At 67.5% G+C, this 15,069-nt stretch carries 14 protein-coding genes; 4 read left to right on the plus strand and 10 right to left on the minus strand.

Annotation, left to right across the window (positions count from 1 at the left end; translation table 11 throughout):
• Nucleotides 1-42: 42 nt before the first annotated feature.
• The 4 genes from ASF20_RS08745 to ASF20_RS08760 form a co-directional block, all read right to left on the minus strand.
• Nucleotides 43-1,326: an MFS transporter gene (locus ASF20_RS08745; RefSeq protein ID WP_244476382.1), complete on the minus strand. Its 1,284-nt coding sequence runs from the start codon at nt 1,324-1,326 to the stop codon at nt 43-45.
• Between the two features lie 80 nt (nt 1,327-1,406).
• Nucleotides 1,407-2,141: an NAD(P)-binding domain-containing protein gene (locus tag ASF20_RS08750; RefSeq protein WP_056273026.1), complete on the minus strand. Its 735-nt coding sequence runs from the start codon at nt 2,139-2,141 to the stop codon at nt 1,407-1,409.
• The gene (locus ASF20_RS08755; protein WP_056273029.1) at nt 2,131-3,060 is read right to left on the minus strand and encodes an aldo/keto reductase; all 930 of its coding nucleotides are present in this window, start codon (nt 3,058-3,060) and stop codon (nt 2,131-2,133) included. Before ASF20_RS08755 ends, ASF20_RS08750 begins: the two co-directional genes overlap by 11 nt.
• A gap of 157 nt (nt 3,061-3,217) precedes the next feature.
• A complete protein-coding gene (locus tag ASF20_RS08760; protein ID WP_056273032.1) occupies nt 3,218-5,119 on the minus strand; it encodes a sigma 54-interacting transcriptional regulator in 1,902 nt (633 codons plus the stop codon).
• 174 nt (nt 5,120-5,293) lie between these two features.
• Here ASF20_RS08760 and ASF20_RS08765 point away from each other — a divergent pair, with 174 nt between their 5' ends.
• From ASF20_RS08765 to cynS, 4 genes are read left to right on the plus strand one after another with little or no spacing between them, the layout of a single operon-like run.
• Complete coding sequence (locus ASF20_RS08765) at nt 5,294-6,655, plus strand: CmpA/NrtA family ABC transporter substrate-binding protein (protein ID WP_056273035.1); 1,362 nt, start codon at nt 5,294-5,296, stop codon at nt 6,653-6,655.
• A gap of 3 nt (nt 6,656-6,658) precedes the next feature.
• Nucleotides 6,659-7,498 (plus strand): nitrate ABC transporter permease, encoded by an 840-nt coding sequence (ntrB, locus tag ASF20_RS08770; protein WP_056219300.1) that lies wholly within the window; start codon nt 6,659-6,661, stop codon nt 7,496-7,498.
• 5 nt (nt 7,499-7,503) lie between these two features.
• Nucleotides 7,504-8,484, plus strand: coding sequence for an ABC transporter ATP-binding protein (locus tag ASF20_RS08775; protein ID WP_056273038.1), 981 nt, complete (start codon nt 7,504-7,506; stop codon nt 8,482-8,484).
• A 35-nt stretch (nt 8,485-8,519) separates the two neighbouring features.
• Nucleotides 8,520-9,008 carry a cyanase gene (cynS, locus tag ASF20_RS08780; protein ID WP_056219292.1) on the plus strand — a complete coding sequence of 163 codons (489 nt, stop codon included), beginning with the start codon at nt 8,520-8,522 and terminating at the stop codon, nt 9,006-9,008.
• Nucleotides 9,009-9,365: 357 nt separating this feature from the next.
• Here cynS and ASF20_RS08785 read toward each other — a convergent pair whose 3' ends face one another.
• The 6 genes from ASF20_RS08785 to ASF20_RS08810 form a co-directional block, all read right to left on the minus strand.
• On the minus strand, nt 9,366-10,475 hold the full coding sequence (locus ASF20_RS08785; protein WP_056273041.1) for an aldo/keto reductase: 1,110 nt from the start codon (nt 10,473-10,475) through the stop codon (nt 9,366-9,368).
• A 48-nt stretch (nt 10,476-10,523) separates the two neighbouring features.
• On the minus strand, nt 10,524-11,225 hold the full coding sequence (gene larB / locus ASF20_RS08790; RefSeq protein ID WP_056273045.1) for a nickel pincer cofactor biosynthesis protein LarB: 702 nt from the start codon (nt 11,223-11,225) through the stop codon (nt 10,524-10,526).
• On the minus strand, nt 11,222-12,049 hold the full coding sequence (locus ASF20_RS08795) for a hypothetical protein (protein WP_056273048.1): 828 nt from the start codon (nt 12,047-12,049) through the stop codon (nt 11,222-11,224). Before ASF20_RS08795 ends, larB begins: the two co-directional genes overlap by 4 nt.
• The gene (locus ASF20_RS08800; RefSeq protein WP_056273051.1) at nt 12,046-13,329 is read right to left on the minus strand and encodes a LarC family nickel insertion protein; all 1,284 of its coding nucleotides are present in this window, start codon (nt 13,327-13,329) and stop codon (nt 12,046-12,048) included. The genes ASF20_RS08795 and ASF20_RS08800 overlap by 4 nt, the downstream gene beginning before the upstream one ends.
• Before the next feature lie 109 nt (nt 13,330-13,438).
• On the minus strand, nt 13,439-13,891 hold the full coding sequence (locus ASF20_RS08805; RefSeq protein ID WP_056273055.1) for a response regulator: 453 nt from the start codon (nt 13,889-13,891) through the stop codon (nt 13,439-13,441).
• Entirely contained in the window at nt 13,888-14,979 is a 1,092-nt protein-coding gene (locus ASF20_RS08810) for an HWE histidine kinase domain-containing protein (protein ID WP_056273057.1), read from the minus strand. The genes ASF20_RS08805 and ASF20_RS08810 overlap by 4 nt, the downstream gene beginning before the upstream one ends.
• Between the last annotated feature and the right edge of the window lie 90 nt (nt 14,980-15,069).

Genomic DNA, 15,069 nt, shown 5'->3' on the forward strand with positions numbered 1-15,069 from the left:
CGTGACGCCGCCACGCGCAGAACTCCTTGGCATCGGGGCCTGCTACCGGCCAGTTGGGGTCTGATCCTGCACGATGCTGTCCTGTCGCGCCTGACGCTCCCCTTGCCGACGCCCGAGCCAGACACTGTTCAGAAGCCATGCCACGGACAGCGGGACCGCCGTCACGGCGACAGCGGTCGAACCGAGCCCCAGAGCGGCGATCCCGGCGAATGACCAGGCCCCGACCTGATCACCGACGCGATACACCACCGTGTCGATGAAGTTCTTCGCCTTATAGCGATCCTCTCGCGGTACAACCGTGAACAGCACCTCACGGATAGGCCGTGCGATGGCGAAGTTTCCGGCGCGTCGCAGAACTTGGAAGAGCACAATGGCGGTGATCGTCGGCGAAACGGCCAGGGCCGCGAAACCCAGGATGCTGGCCGCTGGCAGGACGGCCAGTGCCGGCCCCAAACCGATCCGGCGCACGATCCGTCCGGTCAGGAAGAACTGCACGCCAAGAGTGAGCGCATTCACCAGCAGATCCACGCTTGCGAAGAAGGCCGTCTGCGCTCCTCGATCGGGAAAGCTGCGCTTCGCGATGCCGGCTTGTTCGAAATACAGGAACGTCGATGTGATCGAGAACAGCAATAGGAACAGACCGATATTCAGAAGGTAGGGTGACCGGAGCGTCCGCGTGATACCCGCGAAGGCGCTGCCACCGATGGCCTCGGCGGCCGGTGCATCACCGGCGGTCGGTGCCTGACGCAGGCGGTCCGACAAACGGGCGAGTCCGCGCATGCTGAAGACCGCCGCCTCGAGAAGGACTGCCGCGGCGGTCAGGAGGGCCCAGGTCGGCACGTCGCGAGCGAGGATGACGGTCGTCGCCGAGCCCGCGATGGCGCCGAGGGTCGCCCCGGCTGCGATGAAACCGAACAGCCGCTTACCCTGCTCCGTCGAGAAGACATCGACAATGGTAGCCCAGAAGACCGAGACGACGAACAGGTTGAAGATCGACAACCATATGAAGAACGCACGGCCGATCCAGATATTCCCTTCTGGACCCGCTAGGTACAGAGTAGCGGCGAAGACGAGAATGTTGGCCGCGAAGAACCGATAGGTGAGCGGTACGAACCGCGCCCGCGGCAGCGTTTTCACGAGCCAGGCGAAGGGCAGGTTAAGAGCCAGCATCCCCACCAAAGTGCCCGTGAAGAGCCAGGGCAGATTCTCGATGCCGCCCGCCAAGCCCATCTGGTCGCGGATGGGACGTAGCACGTAATAAGCCGCCAGGATCGAGAAGATGTACGCCCACGACCAGGCAAGCGCCGGTGCCTCGCCTGGCCGCATATCGACGAGGCGCCCAAGCCAAGCAGCGGCCTGCTGGCCCGCCGGCACTTTGGGTGATGCGCCGGCGGATGTTTCACCACTCAAGGTGTGACACCCAGGCGCGTGCGCAGGTCCGTAGCGGTAAGTTCGAGCCCGAAGCCGGGCGAGCCCATGGCGAAGCTGTCCGCCGTCCTGAGAGGTCCGACGACCACCGGATCGAAGCCCGCATCGGTGACGAGCTTCGACACTTCCGCGACGGACTGGGGGTCGTCACCTGCGGGGGGGATCGCCATCCGGCCCCCTTCGCGGTGAGCGTTCTTAGCGAACACCTTGTAATTCGCCGCGTTGAAGGCACGAACGATGTGGGCGCCAATCAGGTACTTCGCCGAAACGGCTGCGATGCCGCTCGCCTGGACCTCGCCGTAGACCTCGCCGTCGCGGGCTTGGGTGGCGTTACCGGCATCGATGACGATCTTGCCCTTCAGGGCGGCACCGTGATCCTGCGCGATCTGTGGATACGCCTTATAGGGAACCGCCACCAGCACGACGTCGCCGAAGGCGATCGCTTCGGCCGGAGTCCCGGCGCGGGCCTTGGGTCCCAGCCCGTCGACGAGGCCCTTCAGGTCTTCTGGGTGCCGAGACGACAGCATTACCGGATGGCCGGCCCTAGCCCACATGCCGCCGAGTGTGCCGCCGATATTGCCGGCACCGATGATCCCGATGCGCATCGGCTCCGATTCGGTCTGCGCCCAGGCGGAGCCGACTAGAGCGAAGGCGACGGCAGCGCCGGAGACGTGCGCGAGGATCGAGCGGCGTGTCACGAACTCAAAGTGCATCGACGAGGGCTTCCATGCGGGTGCGTTGCGCGGCATCGGGCAGACGGCCCCGTGCGGCGCCGAGGTTGTCCTCGACATAGGCCACCTTGGCCATGCCGGGGATCGGGCAAGTCACCGCTTGGTGCGCGAGGACGTATTTCAGGAAGAATTGGGGCCAACTCGCGCAGTCGAACTCCGCAGCCCAGGGTGGCAGCGCGCGCCCTTGCACGGCCTTGAACAGGCGATCGCGCCCGAAGGGAACGTTGACCATCACGGCGGTCCCGCGCTCCTTTGCCAGGGGCAGGATGCGCGCGGCAGCGCTGCGATCGTCGAGGGCGTAGTTCACCTGGATGAAGTCCAGGGTCTCGCGCGTCATCAGCGCTTCGAGATCCGCAAGCTGACTGTCGCGCCAGACCGTTGCGCCGAGATACCGGATCTTCCCCTGCGCCTTCAGATCGCGAAGGGTCGCGAGATTTGCATCCGGATCGATGAGGTTGTGGACCGCGATGAGGTCGATCACCGATGTCTTCATGCGCTGGAAGGATCGCGCGATCTCCGCCGCGCCGGCCTCCCGGCCCGGCGTCCCGACCTTGCTGCACAGGAACACCTTCTCGCGCAGGCCATCCTGGCTGAGGATCAGTCCAAGCACGTCCTCGGCGGTGCCGTAGCTCGGCGCGGTATCGATGACCGTTCCACCGAGCGCAACGAACCGCTGGACCGCCTCGCGCAACGGCGCGATCTTCTCCGGCGTCGGTTCGACCTCGTAGCGACGCGACGTACCGATGCCGATCACCGGCAGGGTTTCGCCGGATGAAGGAATTGGGCGGCGGAGTAATCCGGAGATTTGCGCCGTCTCGGCCATCGCCCTGCGCTTCAGCGGACCTGCCGACAGAGGCAGAAGAGCGGCGCCGGCGATGACGGCGCGTCGATTGGGATGCATCGGGGCATGAACTCCAGCGAGGCGAGCGTCCGGACCATCTAGGGCCCGGTGCCGGACTTCGACATATCCACTGGCGCACGGATCGCGCCTGCGATGGCCGGTGGCGAAGGACGGCGTATCCGTCAAGGGTCGGAGCAGCGGGCGATGCAGGGCGGCGTCAACGTCGCGCACGGAAGGTCCGTGCATCGACCTCCAGCGCCTTCATCCGCGAGGCCAGGGTGGTCGGCCGCAGGCCGAGCAGTTCGGCGGCACCCCCCGGGCCGAAAACCTTGCCGCCGGCCAGGGTCAGGGCTCCCTCGATCTCGGAGCGGTCGCGGGCGCGCCGCTCAAGCTCCGTCAACGGGTTCAGGATCGGCAAGGCCGTGGCGACGGCGTCACGGCCGCGCGGCGGTAAATCGACCTCCGGCAAGTCGAGATGGAGCCGCCCACGCACCGCGAGGATCGCCCCCCGCTCGATCACGTTCTCCAGTTCGCGGACGTTTCCCGGCCACGGATAGCGGCTGAGGCGGCGCGCGTCGCCTTCCGTGAGCCGCGGCTCGGCGATGTTGAGCCGCCGCGCCGCGCCCTTAAGGAAGTGCTGGGCGATCAACGGAATGTCCTCGGGCCGCTCGCGCAAGGGACTCGCGGCGATCGGAAAAACGTTGAGGCGGAAATACAGGTCCTCGCGGAAGCGACCGCGCCGCACCTCCTCCCGCAGGTCGCGATTGGTGGCCGCGATCAGCCGGACGTCGACCGCGCGGGTGCGCTCCTCTCCCACCCGCTCGAAGGAGCGCTCCTGCAGCACCCGCAGCAGCTTGCCCTGAAGGTCCAGGGGAATTTCACCCACCTCGTCGAGGAACAGCGTGCCACCATCGGCGAGTTCGAAGCGCCCGACCCGGTCGCGGACGGCCCCGGTGAAGGCGCCCTTCGCGTGGCCGAAGAACTCGCTTTCGAACAGCTCTCGGGGCACGGCGGCGCAGTTCACCCGGATCAGGGGGCGATCGGAGCGGCGGCTGGCCTCGTGGATCGCTCGCGCGATCAGCTCCTTGCCGGTGCCGGATTCTCCGGTGACCAGCACGGTCGCGTCGGTGCCCGCCACCACGTCGATCTGGCGAAGGGTCGCTTCGATGGCGGGTGAGCGGCCGATAATGCCCTGGTGATGGCTTTCGAGGCGGATTTCCTCCTTGAGGTAGGCGTTCTCGAGCTCCAGGCGCTCACGCAGGGAATCGACCTCGGCGAGCGCCTGACGCAGCCGCTCGTCGGCCTCGCGCCGGGGGCCGACGTCGCGGAAGACGATGACGGCGCCGAGGAGCTGGCCTCGGTCGCGGATCGGCGTCGATGTGTATTCCACGGGGAACGCGCGTCCGTCACGCCGCCAGAACACCTCGGTGTCGACCTGATGCACGACACCGTCGCGAAACGCCGCGTAGATCGGGCAATCGTGATGGTGATAGTGCGCCCCGTCCGGATGCGTGTGATGCACCGTGGTGTGCATGTCCCGCCCGACGAGGTCGGCGGCGGTCCAGCCCAGCATGCGCTCGGCGGCTGGGTTGACGAAGGTCGTCACCCCCTCCGCGTTGACGCCGTAGATGCCCTCCCCGGCCGCCCGCAGGATGAGCTGGTTCTCGCGTTCGAGATCGCGGAAGACCCGCTCCATCCGCTGCCACTCGGAGAGGCCGGCCCGCATATGGACATCGGCCTGCGCATCCACCTGGCGCCGACGGCGCGCGTCGAGGTCGGCCAGGGTCACCAGCATCAGCGGTGTGTGGCTGAGCAGGAGCGAACCGGCATATTCGAGGCGCAGGGCCTTGTCTGCACCATGCCGCGGCGTCAGGGCGTCGGTCCACCAATGGCCCTTGGCCTGGACCGCCTGCGTGAACACGATCAGCGTCGGGAGCTGGCCCGGATGCAGGACGCTCGCCGGCAGGCCGCGCAGCACGGTGTCGGGATATCCGAGCAGATCGGCGGCCGCCGGGTTGGCTTCCACGACGCAATCCCGATCCGGGTCGAGGACCAGCATCGCCTCGCGGCTTTCGCGAAACGCGATGCCGAGATCGAGCGGAGCGGGCGGAATCGTCATCTACCCTTATGTTGTTACGAGATCTCGTTGCGCAACCACGATCTTTCATGAACCACGAAATTTCGTGTTCAGGCCCTGCGAGGTCAAGCACTTGCTTTCACTTAACAAACAGTCGTTTTCGATCCTGGCATGGGGGTTGCTCATAAGTGTGCAGTTTCCAGTGGCGAGGCGACCATGGCCCTGTTCGACAATCCCTTCGATGCCACCCGGCGCCTTGGCCGAGGCGGCTGCTCCTGCGGCGCTCACAGTTCGCAGGGTGAACACGATGCGGCCCAGCCGACGGGCGACGCGGCCCTGCAGCGGGTGGTCGACGGGACGGTGATGCGGGCGCTGTTTCCCCACGATGCGGTGCGGCGGGCGTTCCTGCGCAGCGTCGGAGCCGCGACAGCCTTGGCGGCCGTCAGCCAGTTCCTGCCCACCCGCCTGATCGCCGAGGCCTTTGCCGAGGGCGCCAAGCCCGAAAAGACCGACCTGAAGATCGGCTTCATCCCGATCACCTGCGCCACGCCGATCATCATGGCGAAACCCATGGGCTTCTACGAGAAGCAGGGCCTGAACGTCGACGTGGTGAAGACGGCCGGCTGGGCGGTGATCCGCGACAAGACCCTGAACCGCGAATACGACGCCGCCCACATGCTGGCGCCGATGCCGATCGCGATCTCGCTGGGCGTCGGTTCGAACCCGCAACCCTACACGATGCCGGCGGTAGAGAACGTGAACGGCCAAGCGATCACGCTCGCCATGAAGCACAAGGACCGGCGCGACCCGAAGGACTGGAAGGGCTTCAAGCTCGCGGTGCCGTTCGACTATTCGATGCACAACTACCTGCTGCGCTACTACCTCGCGGAGGCCGGCATCGATCCCGACACGGACGTGCAGATCCGCGCCGTGCCGCCGCCCGACATGGTCGCGAACCTGCGGGCCGACAACATCGACGGGTTCCTGGCCCCCGATCCCGTGAACCAGCGCGCGGTCTATGACGGCGTCGGCTTCATCCACATCCTGTCGAAGGAGATCTGGGACCGGCACCCCTGCTGCGCCTTCGCCGCCTCGCAGGACTTCATCACCCAGACGCCCAACACCTACGCGGCCCTGCTGCGGGCCATCATCGAGGCCACCACCTACGCCTCCAAGCCGGAAAACCGGAAGGAGATCGCCGCCCAGATCGCCCCGGCGAATTACCTGAATCAGCCCGTCACGGTGGTGGAGCAGGTTCTCACCGGCACCTTCGCGGACGGCCTCGGTAACGTGCGCAAGGTGCCCGACCGCGTCGATTTCGATGCCTTCCCGTGGCAGTCCTTCGCCGTCTGGATCCTGACGCAGATGCAGCGCTGGGGTCAGATCAAGGGCGATGTCGACTACGCGGCGGTGGCCGCCAAGGTCTATCTCGCCACCGATGCCGCCCGGCTGATGAAGCAGAACGGGCTTACCCCGCCCGAGACCACCAGCAAGACCTTCGCGGTCATGGGCAAGACCTTCGATCCGGCCAAGCCGAAGGAATATCTCGCATCCTTCAAAATCAAGCGGGCGGGTTGAGCCATGGCCACCAGCCTGTCCCTCCGCGCCGGCCTCGTCTCGCTGGGCCTGCTGCTGGCGTTCCTGCTCACCTGGCAGATCGCGGTCAGCGGCACTGGCAAGACCGAGGCGATGGACCCGGAATACGCCGCCCTGATGGGCGCCAGCGCCACCACCGGCAAGTCGGCGATGCCGGGGCCCCTCGATGTCGGGGCGACGATGTGGAAGCACCTCAAGGACCCGTTCTACGACCGGGGGCCGAATGACAAGGGGCTGGGCATCCAGCTCGCCTACTCGATCGGCCGTGTGGCGCTGGGCTACGGGCTCGCCGTGATCGTGGCGATCCCGATCGGCTTCCTCATCGGCATGTCGCCCCTGATGGGCCGGGCCCTCGATCCCTTCATCCAGCTCCTGAAGCCGGTCTCGCCTTTGGCCTGGATGCCGCTCGCCCTCTATACGATCAAGGATTCCGGGCTCTCGGCGATCTTCGTGATCTTCATCTGCTCGCTCTGGCCCATGCTGATCAACACCGCCTTCGGCGTCGCCGGGACCCGCCGGGAATGGCTGAACGTCGCCCGCACCCTGGAGGTCGGACCTTTCCGCCGGGCGGTCACGGTGATCCTCCCGGCAGCCGCCCCCACCATCCTCACCGGCATGCGCATCTCCATCGGCATTGCCTGGCTCGTCATCGTGGCGGCCGAGATGCTCGTGGGCGGCACCGGCATCGGCTACTTCGTCTGGAACGAGTGGAACAACCTCTCGATCACCAACGTGATCACCTCGATCTTGGTGATCGGCCTCGTCGGCATGATCCTCGACCAGTTGCTGGCGCAGGCACAACGCCTCGTCACCTTCCCGGAGTGAGCGCCATGACCGCCCTCCTCCCGTTCCGCTCCAAATCCTCGGACAAGACCGGAGACGCCCGCATGTCGTCCCAGACCATGCCGTCCTCGGAAAAATTCATCTCGATCGAGGGCATCGCCCGGCGCTATCCGGCGCCGGGGGGCAAGAGCACCACCGTGTTCGAGAACCTGTGGCTGCCCATGCGCCGGGGCGAGTTCGTCTGCATGATCGGCCATTCCGGCTGCGGCAAGACCACGGTGCTGAACATCCTGGCCGGGCTGGAGGCGCCGAGCGAGGGCGTCGTTATCGCCGACGGGCAGGCCATAGAGGGGACCAGCCTCGATCGGGCGGTGATCTTCCAGGGCCACGCGCTCCTGCCCTGGCGCACGGTGCTGGGCAATGTCGCCTACGCGGTCGCGTCGCGCTGGCGCCAGGCGCCCCGGGCCGAGGTCGAGGCCAGGGCCCGCAAGGCCATCTCGACGGTGGGGCTCGCCGGGTCCGAGCACAAGCGGCCGTCGGAACTGTCGGGGGGGATGAAGCAGCGGGTCGGCATCGCGCGCGCTTTGGCTATCGAGCCCAAGATCCTGCTCATGGACGAGCCCTTCTCGGCCCTCGACGCGCTCACCCGGGGCACGTTGCAGGACGAGGTCCGGCGGATTTGTGTCGAGACCGGACAGACCGTGTTCATGATCACCCACGACGTCGACGAGTCGATCTACCTGGCCGACCGCATCGTGCTGATGACCAACGGCCCCCAGGCCAAGGTGGCGGAGATCGTCGAGAATCCGCTGCCGAAGGTCCGCGACCGCACGCAGTTGCATCATGCGCCCGGCTACTACGCGCTGCGCAATCACCTGATGGACTTCCTCGTCAGCCGCTCGAAGACGCTCCGGGACGCGATGCCGGCCGGTTACGACCAGCGCCACCCGCCCGTGATCCGCCCGAGCCTCAGCGAGGCCGATGCCACCGCCCTGTCGGCGGACGCGCCTCCCGCCCGGCGCGCCTGACCTTCTCTCACCCACTCGCCACGGAGACCCAAGCCATGAAGCGCGAAGACCTCACCGAGAAGCTGCTCGACATCAAGCGCGAGAAGGGCTGGACCTGGAAGTACATCCAGGATGAGATCGGCGGCATCTCGCCGATCCTCATCACCGCCGCCTGCATGGGCCAGATGAAGCTGCCCAAGGCCCAGGCCGCCAAGGCCGCTGCCTTGTTCGGCCTCAGCCAGTCAGAGGAGCGCATGCTGAACGAGGCGCCGTTCCGCGGCTCGATCGCGCAGATGCCGCCCACGGACCCGCTGATCTACCGCTTCTACGAGCTGGTGATGGTCTACGGCACCACCTGGAAGGAACTGATCCAGGAAGAGTTCGGCGACGGCATCATGTCGGCGATCGATTTCAACATGACCATGGAACGTGAGCCCAACAACAAGGGCGACCGGGTCAAGATGAATCTCTCGGGCAAGTTCCTGCCGTACAAGTACTACGGCAACGAGGAAGGGGTCCCGGATTACGGCTTCAAGGAAGGCTGATTGGAGCGAGGCCGCTCGGCCAGCGAGTGAGCGGCCTCGACGCATCGCTCTGTACTTCGGCTTTCATCAGGCCATCGCGGATCCCCGTGGGGCGTGACGGCACGGCCATCCGTGAACGGCAGACGATTGCGAGCCTGACAGCTTCAGCATTCGGGGGCGCCGCAGGCGAGCTCGGACCCGAAGGGGCGCGGCCGGAGGCGTGCATTCCAGAACCGCCGACGCGTGGAAGGTCTGCACCTCCTGCGTGTCTGGATCCCGGGCTCCGCAGCGCGGACCCGGGATGACGTGGTGCTGCAGGCAACCTGGTTGGAAGTCTCGGACCGGGACGGTCCCACAACGCCCGGGTGCCGTCCGATCTCATTCCATCGTGGGCGCGAGCTTCTTAACGCTTTCCACGTCCTCGCCGAGCCAGGCCGCATTCTTGGCGGTGCCGTCGAAGGTGGCGGAAGTCTTGAACAGCTCGTACTTCCCCTGGAGCGCGTAGGGCTTGCTGCGCTCCAGAAGCTCGGCGACGGTCGCCTTGTCCATGGGCTTGAAGGTCTTCACCGCCTCGAAGGCCTGGTCGAGGTCGCGCTGGCTCTCGATGCCGGTAATCACCACGGTGGTCGGCAGGTTCAGGGAGAAGTGCAGGTATTCCAGCGGCTTGATCGGCGCGTCGCTCTTCAGGATGACGCCGTCGCCGAAGGTTTTCATGCCGAGGGCCGCAATTCCGTGCTGGACCAGGTAGGGCAGCACGAGATGCCCGAACGAGCGGAAATGCGCGTCCATCACGTTGAGCGGCATCTGCACGGAATCAAACTGGAATCCGCGCTCCTCGGCGACTTCGAGCATCTGAAGGTGGATGCGCGGGTCCTTGTGGCCGGTGAACCCGATGTAGCGCAGCTTGCCGGCCTTCTTGGCCTCCACGAAGGCCTCCATGGCGCCGCCCTCGGCGAAGACCCGGTCCGGATCGTCGAAGCGCAGGATTTCATGGTGCTGCACGAGGTCGATGCGATCGGTGCGCAGGCGTTTGAGGGATTCGTCGATCTGACGCATCGCTTCCTGCTTCGTGCGACCGTCCATCTTGGACATCAGGAAGATCTTGTCGCGGTAGCCGCCCTGCGAGAGGGCGACCCCCATGCGCAGTTCCGAACGGCCGCCGTTGTAGTCCCAGCAATTGTCCATGAACGTGATGCCGCGTTCGATGCCGGCATGGATGAGGCGGGTCGCCTCGTCGTCGGAGACCGCGTTCTTGCCGAGGTGGAAGCCGCCCATCCCGATCGCCGAGATCTTCTCGTCGTGGCGACCAAAGGACCGGTACAGCATCTCGCCCCGGCGCTCGCCGGGATCGCTGAGCAGAGGCAGGTCGGCCGGGTCCTTCGGCCGGATGTTGGGCAGGCCGGGGGCGGTCACGGCCGCGCTGGCGCTGCTGGTGGCGGCGAGTCCGGCGCCGGCTGCGGCGCCCTGGAGAAAGCTGCGGCGTTCCATGTCTGCTCTCCGGTGTGAAGGGGGGTGTTGCGGGATGCGCGCGGCATGTCAGGCCGCCGTCCCCTCGACGCGATTGGCTTCCGAGAGGGTGCGGGCGGCCTGGAGCAGGCGCATCGCCGCGCAGGCGGCCCCGTAGCCGTTGTCGATGTTGACGACGGTGATCCCGGGGGCGCAGCTCGCCAGGATGGCGTCGAGGGCCGTACGGCCGCCCTCGGCCACCCCGTATCCGACGGAGGTCGGCACCGCGATCAGGACGCTGGCGACCAGGCCGCCGACGACGCTCGGCAGGGCCGCGTCCATGCCGGCGGCCACGATGAGAATCGGATGAGCGCGAATTTCGTCGAGCCGGGTGGTCAAGCGCCAGAGCCCGGCGACCCCGACATCGGCGAAGAGGGTCGTGGCATGCCCTTGATAGGCCAAGGTCCGCACGGCCTCCCGAGCGACCGGAACGTCGGAGGTCCCGGCGGCGACGATGCCGATCCGGGCCGGCCCGGTGAGCGGCCGGGCTCGCCCGAAGATCGCCGTGCGCGACACTGCGCAGTAATCGATCCGGTCCCGGTGATGCCCGGCAAGGGCCGCGTGCTTGTCGGCGTCGAGGCGCGTCAGCAGCAGCGGCGCGCCACGGGCCGCGGCGGCGTCCAGGATCGCGTCGATCTGCACCGGGGACTTGCCGGCCGCGTAGATCGCCTCCTCAAGGCCGATCCGCTCGGGTCGGGCGAAATCGAGGACGAACTCGTCGGAGACGCTCATCGGGCCGCTCCCGTCAGGAAGGCGCTGCCAGTGCGATAGGCCGTGAACCGCACCGGAGCCTCCGGCAGGTTTGCCGGGGCGCCCGCGCGGATCTGCGCCGCCAGCGCGGTCTGGCGAGTGCCGTCCAGGGCAGCGAGGCTGACAGGATCGAGCTCCACCACGATCCCGGCGGCCCGGACGCGGCAGCGCACGGCACGGCGCGGTCCGATCGCCGCCTCGAGGCTGCGACTCACCAGGCCCTCGACGGCGTGGATGAAGGCGAGGGTCTCGGGCTCGATTCGGATCCCGGTCTCGACGCGGCTCGACAGGCAGGGCGCCGCCGGAAGCTCCGCCACCGATCCGAGACCGAGCGCTCGGGCGAGCGATCGCACCGTGGCCTTGTCCAAGCCGGCCTCGACGTAGGGATGGCGGACGCCGTGCTCGCGCGCCGCGTCGAGGCCCGGGCGGTACTCGCCGAGATCGTCGAGGTTGGCGCCCGACACCATGATCCGGTCGGTGACCTGACGAATCGTGCCGTAGAGGTTGGTCTTGCAGAAGAAGCAGCGATTGACCGGATTGGCCCGGTAGTTCGGGTCGGCGAACTCGCCGGCCTCGACCACGCGCAGGGACCAGCCCGCCCGCGCCGCCTCGTTCCGGACCCGCTGCGTCGCCTCGACGGGCACCGCCGGCGAAGCCGCGTGGACCATCAGCGCCCGGTCGGCTCCGAGCAGGCGGTGGGCGGTCTCGGCGAGGGTCAGGCTGTCGACACCGCCGCTGACCGCGACCGCGAGAGGTCCGATCGCCAGGATGACGTCGTTCAGACGTTGCAAGACCTCGGGGCTCATGCCGCGCCTCCCGCCTCGTCATCCGCCCGGAGCGCCAGGGCCTCGGCGGCGCGGCGCAGGCCGGCACGGGTGGCGTGGGTCTCCTGCGCGATTGCGTCGTCGGCCTCCGCCTTGGCGGTGCGTCCACCCGGCCGGTCGACCACCTTCACCCGCATGGTCTGACCCTCCACCGTGACCGTGTGCATCCGCCGCGGCAGGGCTGCGCCGGAGACGATGCGATGTCGCAGGCCGATCGTGGTGGTTTCGCGGAAGCAGGCCGCGATCGCCTCGTCCAGCGCGCTGGCACGGGCGAGCGCCCGTACATGGGTCATCATCCGTCCCTTCTTGCCGAAGACCGGCATCTGGACGACGTCGAAGATGTCGGGGTGCCTGCGCAGGCGATCGAGGCCCATGCCGAGGTCCTCCGCCGATTGATCGTCCACCTCGAACTCGATCACGCCGAGGTTGCGGTGCTCGCCGCTCCCGTTCGACGTCGCCGCCTCGTACGCCACCGCGCGCAGGCAGTTGCTCAGGCCCGGCAGGACCTTCGTGCCGAAGCCGATGCCCGACCCCTTCAGGATCCGCGGCGCCGCAGGAAGCGGCGGTGCGATGTCCCGCAGGTAGCGCAGGATCGCGGCCCCCGTCGGGGTGACGCGCTCACCCGGCACACCGTCGTCCAGGGTTTCGAAGCCCTCGACGAGGAGACTCGTGGCCGGGGCCGGCACGGGCAGCGGCCCGTGCTGGGTCTGGACCCGGCCCGAGCCGAGGGGCAGGGCCGACACGCTCCAGGCCTCCGCATCCAGGGCCGCGATCAGGTGGGCGGCCGCCACGATGTCGGCGATCGAATCCCAGGCACCGACCTCGTGGAACGCCACCGCCTCGACGGCGATGCCATGGACCCGCGCCTCGGCCTCGGCCAGACGGGTGAAGATACCGATCGCGTGTGCGCTGACGGTGGACTCGAGCGGACAGGCCTGCAGGTCCGCGCGAATCTGCGACCAGTGGCGATGCCCGTGACCGGCTCCGCCGGCGGGATCGTGTCGGTGGCCATGCTCGTGCGCGTGATGGCGATGCGTGTGACCGGGAGCGACGCCGTCCCGATGCTCCGCACTGCGCGCGACGACGAAGCGGCGCCCGGCGAGGATGCCGTCGTTGTGTCCGACGAGTTCGCACGAGACCCCCGGCAAGGCGGCTCGGATGCTCCCCAGCACGCCGGCTTCCCGGTCGGGAAAGAGATCGAGAAGGGCGGCGGCGAACATGTCGCCGGCGACGCCGCCAAGGGCGTCCAGATGAATCTGCATGCGCGTCGTGTTCGTTGTCCCGTCACCGCGAGGAGCGAACGCGACATCGTTCGGAAAGGTCCGGCAGCAAGCGCCTCGGCCCGGAGACCGAAGGCCGCAGCGACGGTGCTCAGTCCGCCCGGATCTGGAGCGGGCCGACGATCTTCGCCCAGAACGAGCACCCGCACGGCAGCGGCTGCACGGTCCCTGCGGAGGACGGGGTTTCGCAGGTGAGCAGGTGCCGGAGCAGCCGCTCCATCTGAGCCACCTGATAGGGCTTCTGCATCACCGGGATGGCCTGGTAGGCGGGCTCGATGCCGGAGAGACCGTAGCCCGTCGCGAAGATAAAGGGGATGCCGCGCTTGAACAGGGCGTCGGCCACGGGATAGCTGCAGGTTTCCCCGAGATTCACGTCCAGGATCGCCATGTCGAGGTCCGCCCCGCGGGCCAAGTCGATCGCCTTGTCGAGGCGCATGGCGACCTCGACCTCACACCCCAGATCGAGGAGCATGTCCTCGCCGAGCATGGCAACAAGGCTCTCGTCTTCCACCAGTAGAACGCGCCGTCCCTGAAGGCCGCTCATCGGGCGGTCCGTCCGGTCACCCGTTCCTGCCCATGCCACCCGAGGGCGGTCAGCGGGATCCGAAGACGGCAGGTCACGCCTGTCGGCGCGAAGGTCAGGTCCGCGCTGCCGTCGAATTCCATCGGCAGTTGGCGCTCGATGAGCCGGCTGCCAAATCCCTTCCGCGTGGGCTCCGCGACCGGCGGCCCGCCCGTCTCGGTCCAGACGAGTTCGAGGCGCTCGCCCGACTCCCCCGGCTCCAGGGTCCAGGATACGCCGACCCGGCCTTCCGGGACGGACAGCGCGCCGTACTTGGCCGCGTTCGTCATGAGCTCGTGCAGCGCCATCGCGAGGGTTACGGCGACCTTCGGATGCAGGCGGGTGTCCGGGCCGACGAGGTCGAAGCGCGCCGTATCGACCTCGGCCAGAGCATGCGGTGCCAGGGCGCCCTCGACGACGCTGCGCAGGCCCGCGCTCTCCCAGTTCTCGGCCGTAAGCACGTTGTGCGTGTTCGACAGAGCGACCATCCGCGCATCGAAGGTCTGGCGCACGGCGGCGTCGGTGTTGCCCCTGAAAGTCTGCGCAGCGATCGACTGAACGGTCGCCAGCGTATTCTTGACCCGGTGGTTGAGCTCGTTGGTGAGCAGGCGCTGACGCTCGGCGGCCGCCTTCTCCTCGGTGATGTCACGCACCTCGATGATCGTGCCGATGATGCGGGTTTCGTCGTCGCGGATGGGACTGGCGGTGAATCCGACCGGGTAGAAATGTCCGTCCTTATGAACAAACACCTCCTCGCCGCGCTCCTGGTTGTTCTCCGGAAAGGCGCGGTCGATGGCGCATTCCGCAAGCGGGAACGGGCGGCCATCCGGGTAGGTGTGATGGACGATGTCGTGCAGCGGGCAATCGCGCGCGAGCACCTCGGTCAAGCTGAAACCGGTGAGCAGTTCGGCGGCACGGTTCATGTAGACGCAGTGCTGGCGGTCATCCATCAGGAAGATGGCCACCGAGGCATTGTTCAGGACCGCGTTGAGTCGCCGCTCCGTTTCGTACAGCTGCGAACCGCGCCGCAGGGTCGTCAGGGTGGTCGTGGTCGTATCGAACGTCTGCATCGGTCCAAAACTCGGCACGAACGATCGTTTCCCGGAACGGACAGCGATGCCGCTGGCCAGTGAACAACGAAAAGGCGGTGCAGGGTCATC

Origin of the sequence: Methylobacterium sp. Leaf88 (assembly GCF_001422795.1) — a bacterium.
Lineage (GTDB): Bacteria > Pseudomonadota > Alphaproteobacteria > Rhizobiales > Beijerinckiaceae > Methylobacterium.

Excerpts from the sequence above, each read along its gene's own strand:
- ASF20_RS08765 (WP_056273035.1), top strand. The coding sequence starts at position 5,294 with ATGGCCCTGTTCGACAATCCCTTCGATGCCACCCGGCGCCTTGGCCGA.
- cynS (WP_056219292.1), top strand. The coding sequence starts at position 8,520 with ATGAAGCGCGAAGACCTCACCGAGAAGCTGCTCGACATCAAGCGCGAG.
- ASF20_RS08795 (WP_056273048.1), bottom strand. The coding sequence starts at position 12,049 with ATGAGCCCCGAGGTCTTGCAACGTCTGAACGACGTCATCCTGGCGATC.
- ASF20_RS08760 (WP_056273032.1), bottom strand. The coding sequence starts at position 5,119 with ATGACGATTCCGCCCGCTCCGCTCGATCTCGGCATCGCGTTTCGCGAA.
- ntrB (WP_056219300.1), top strand. The coding sequence starts at position 6,659 with ATGGCCACCAGCCTGTCCCTCCGCGCCGGCCTCGTCTCGCTGGGCCTG.
- ASF20_RS08750 (WP_056273026.1), bottom strand. The coding sequence starts at position 2,141 with ATGCACTTTGAGTTCGTGACACGCCGCTCGATCCTCGCGCACGTCTCC.
- ASF20_RS08785 (WP_056273041.1), bottom strand. The coding sequence starts at position 10,475 with ATGGAACGCCGCAGCTTTCTCCAGGGCGCCGCAGCCGGCGCCGGACTC.
- ASF20_RS08745 (WP_244476382.1), bottom strand. The coding sequence starts at position 1,326 with ATGCGGCCAGGCGAGGCACCGGCGCTTGCCTGGTCGTGGGCGTACATC.
- ASF20_RS08775 (WP_056273038.1), top strand. The coding sequence starts at position 7,504 with ATGACCGCCCTCCTCCCGTTCCGCTCCAAATCCTCGGACAAGACCGGA.
- ASF20_RS08810 (WP_056273057.1), bottom strand. The coding sequence starts at position 14,979 with ATGCAGACGTTCGATACGACCACGACCACCCTGACGACCCTGCGGCGC.
- ASF20_RS08755 (WP_056273029.1), bottom strand. The coding sequence starts at position 3,060 with ATGCATCCCAATCGACGCGCCGTCATCGCCGGCGCCGCTCTTCTGCCT.
- ASF20_RS08800 (WP_056273051.1), bottom strand. The coding sequence starts at position 13,329 with ATGCAGATTCATCTGGACGCCCTTGGCGGCGTCGCCGGCGACATGTTC.
- larB (WP_056273045.1), bottom strand. The coding sequence starts at position 11,225 with ATGAGCGTCTCCGACGAGTTCGTCCTCGATTTCGCCCGACCCGAGCGG.
- ASF20_RS08805 (WP_056273055.1), bottom strand. The coding sequence starts at position 13,891 with ATGAGCGGCCTTCAGGGACGGCGCGTTCTACTGGTGGAAGACGAGAGC.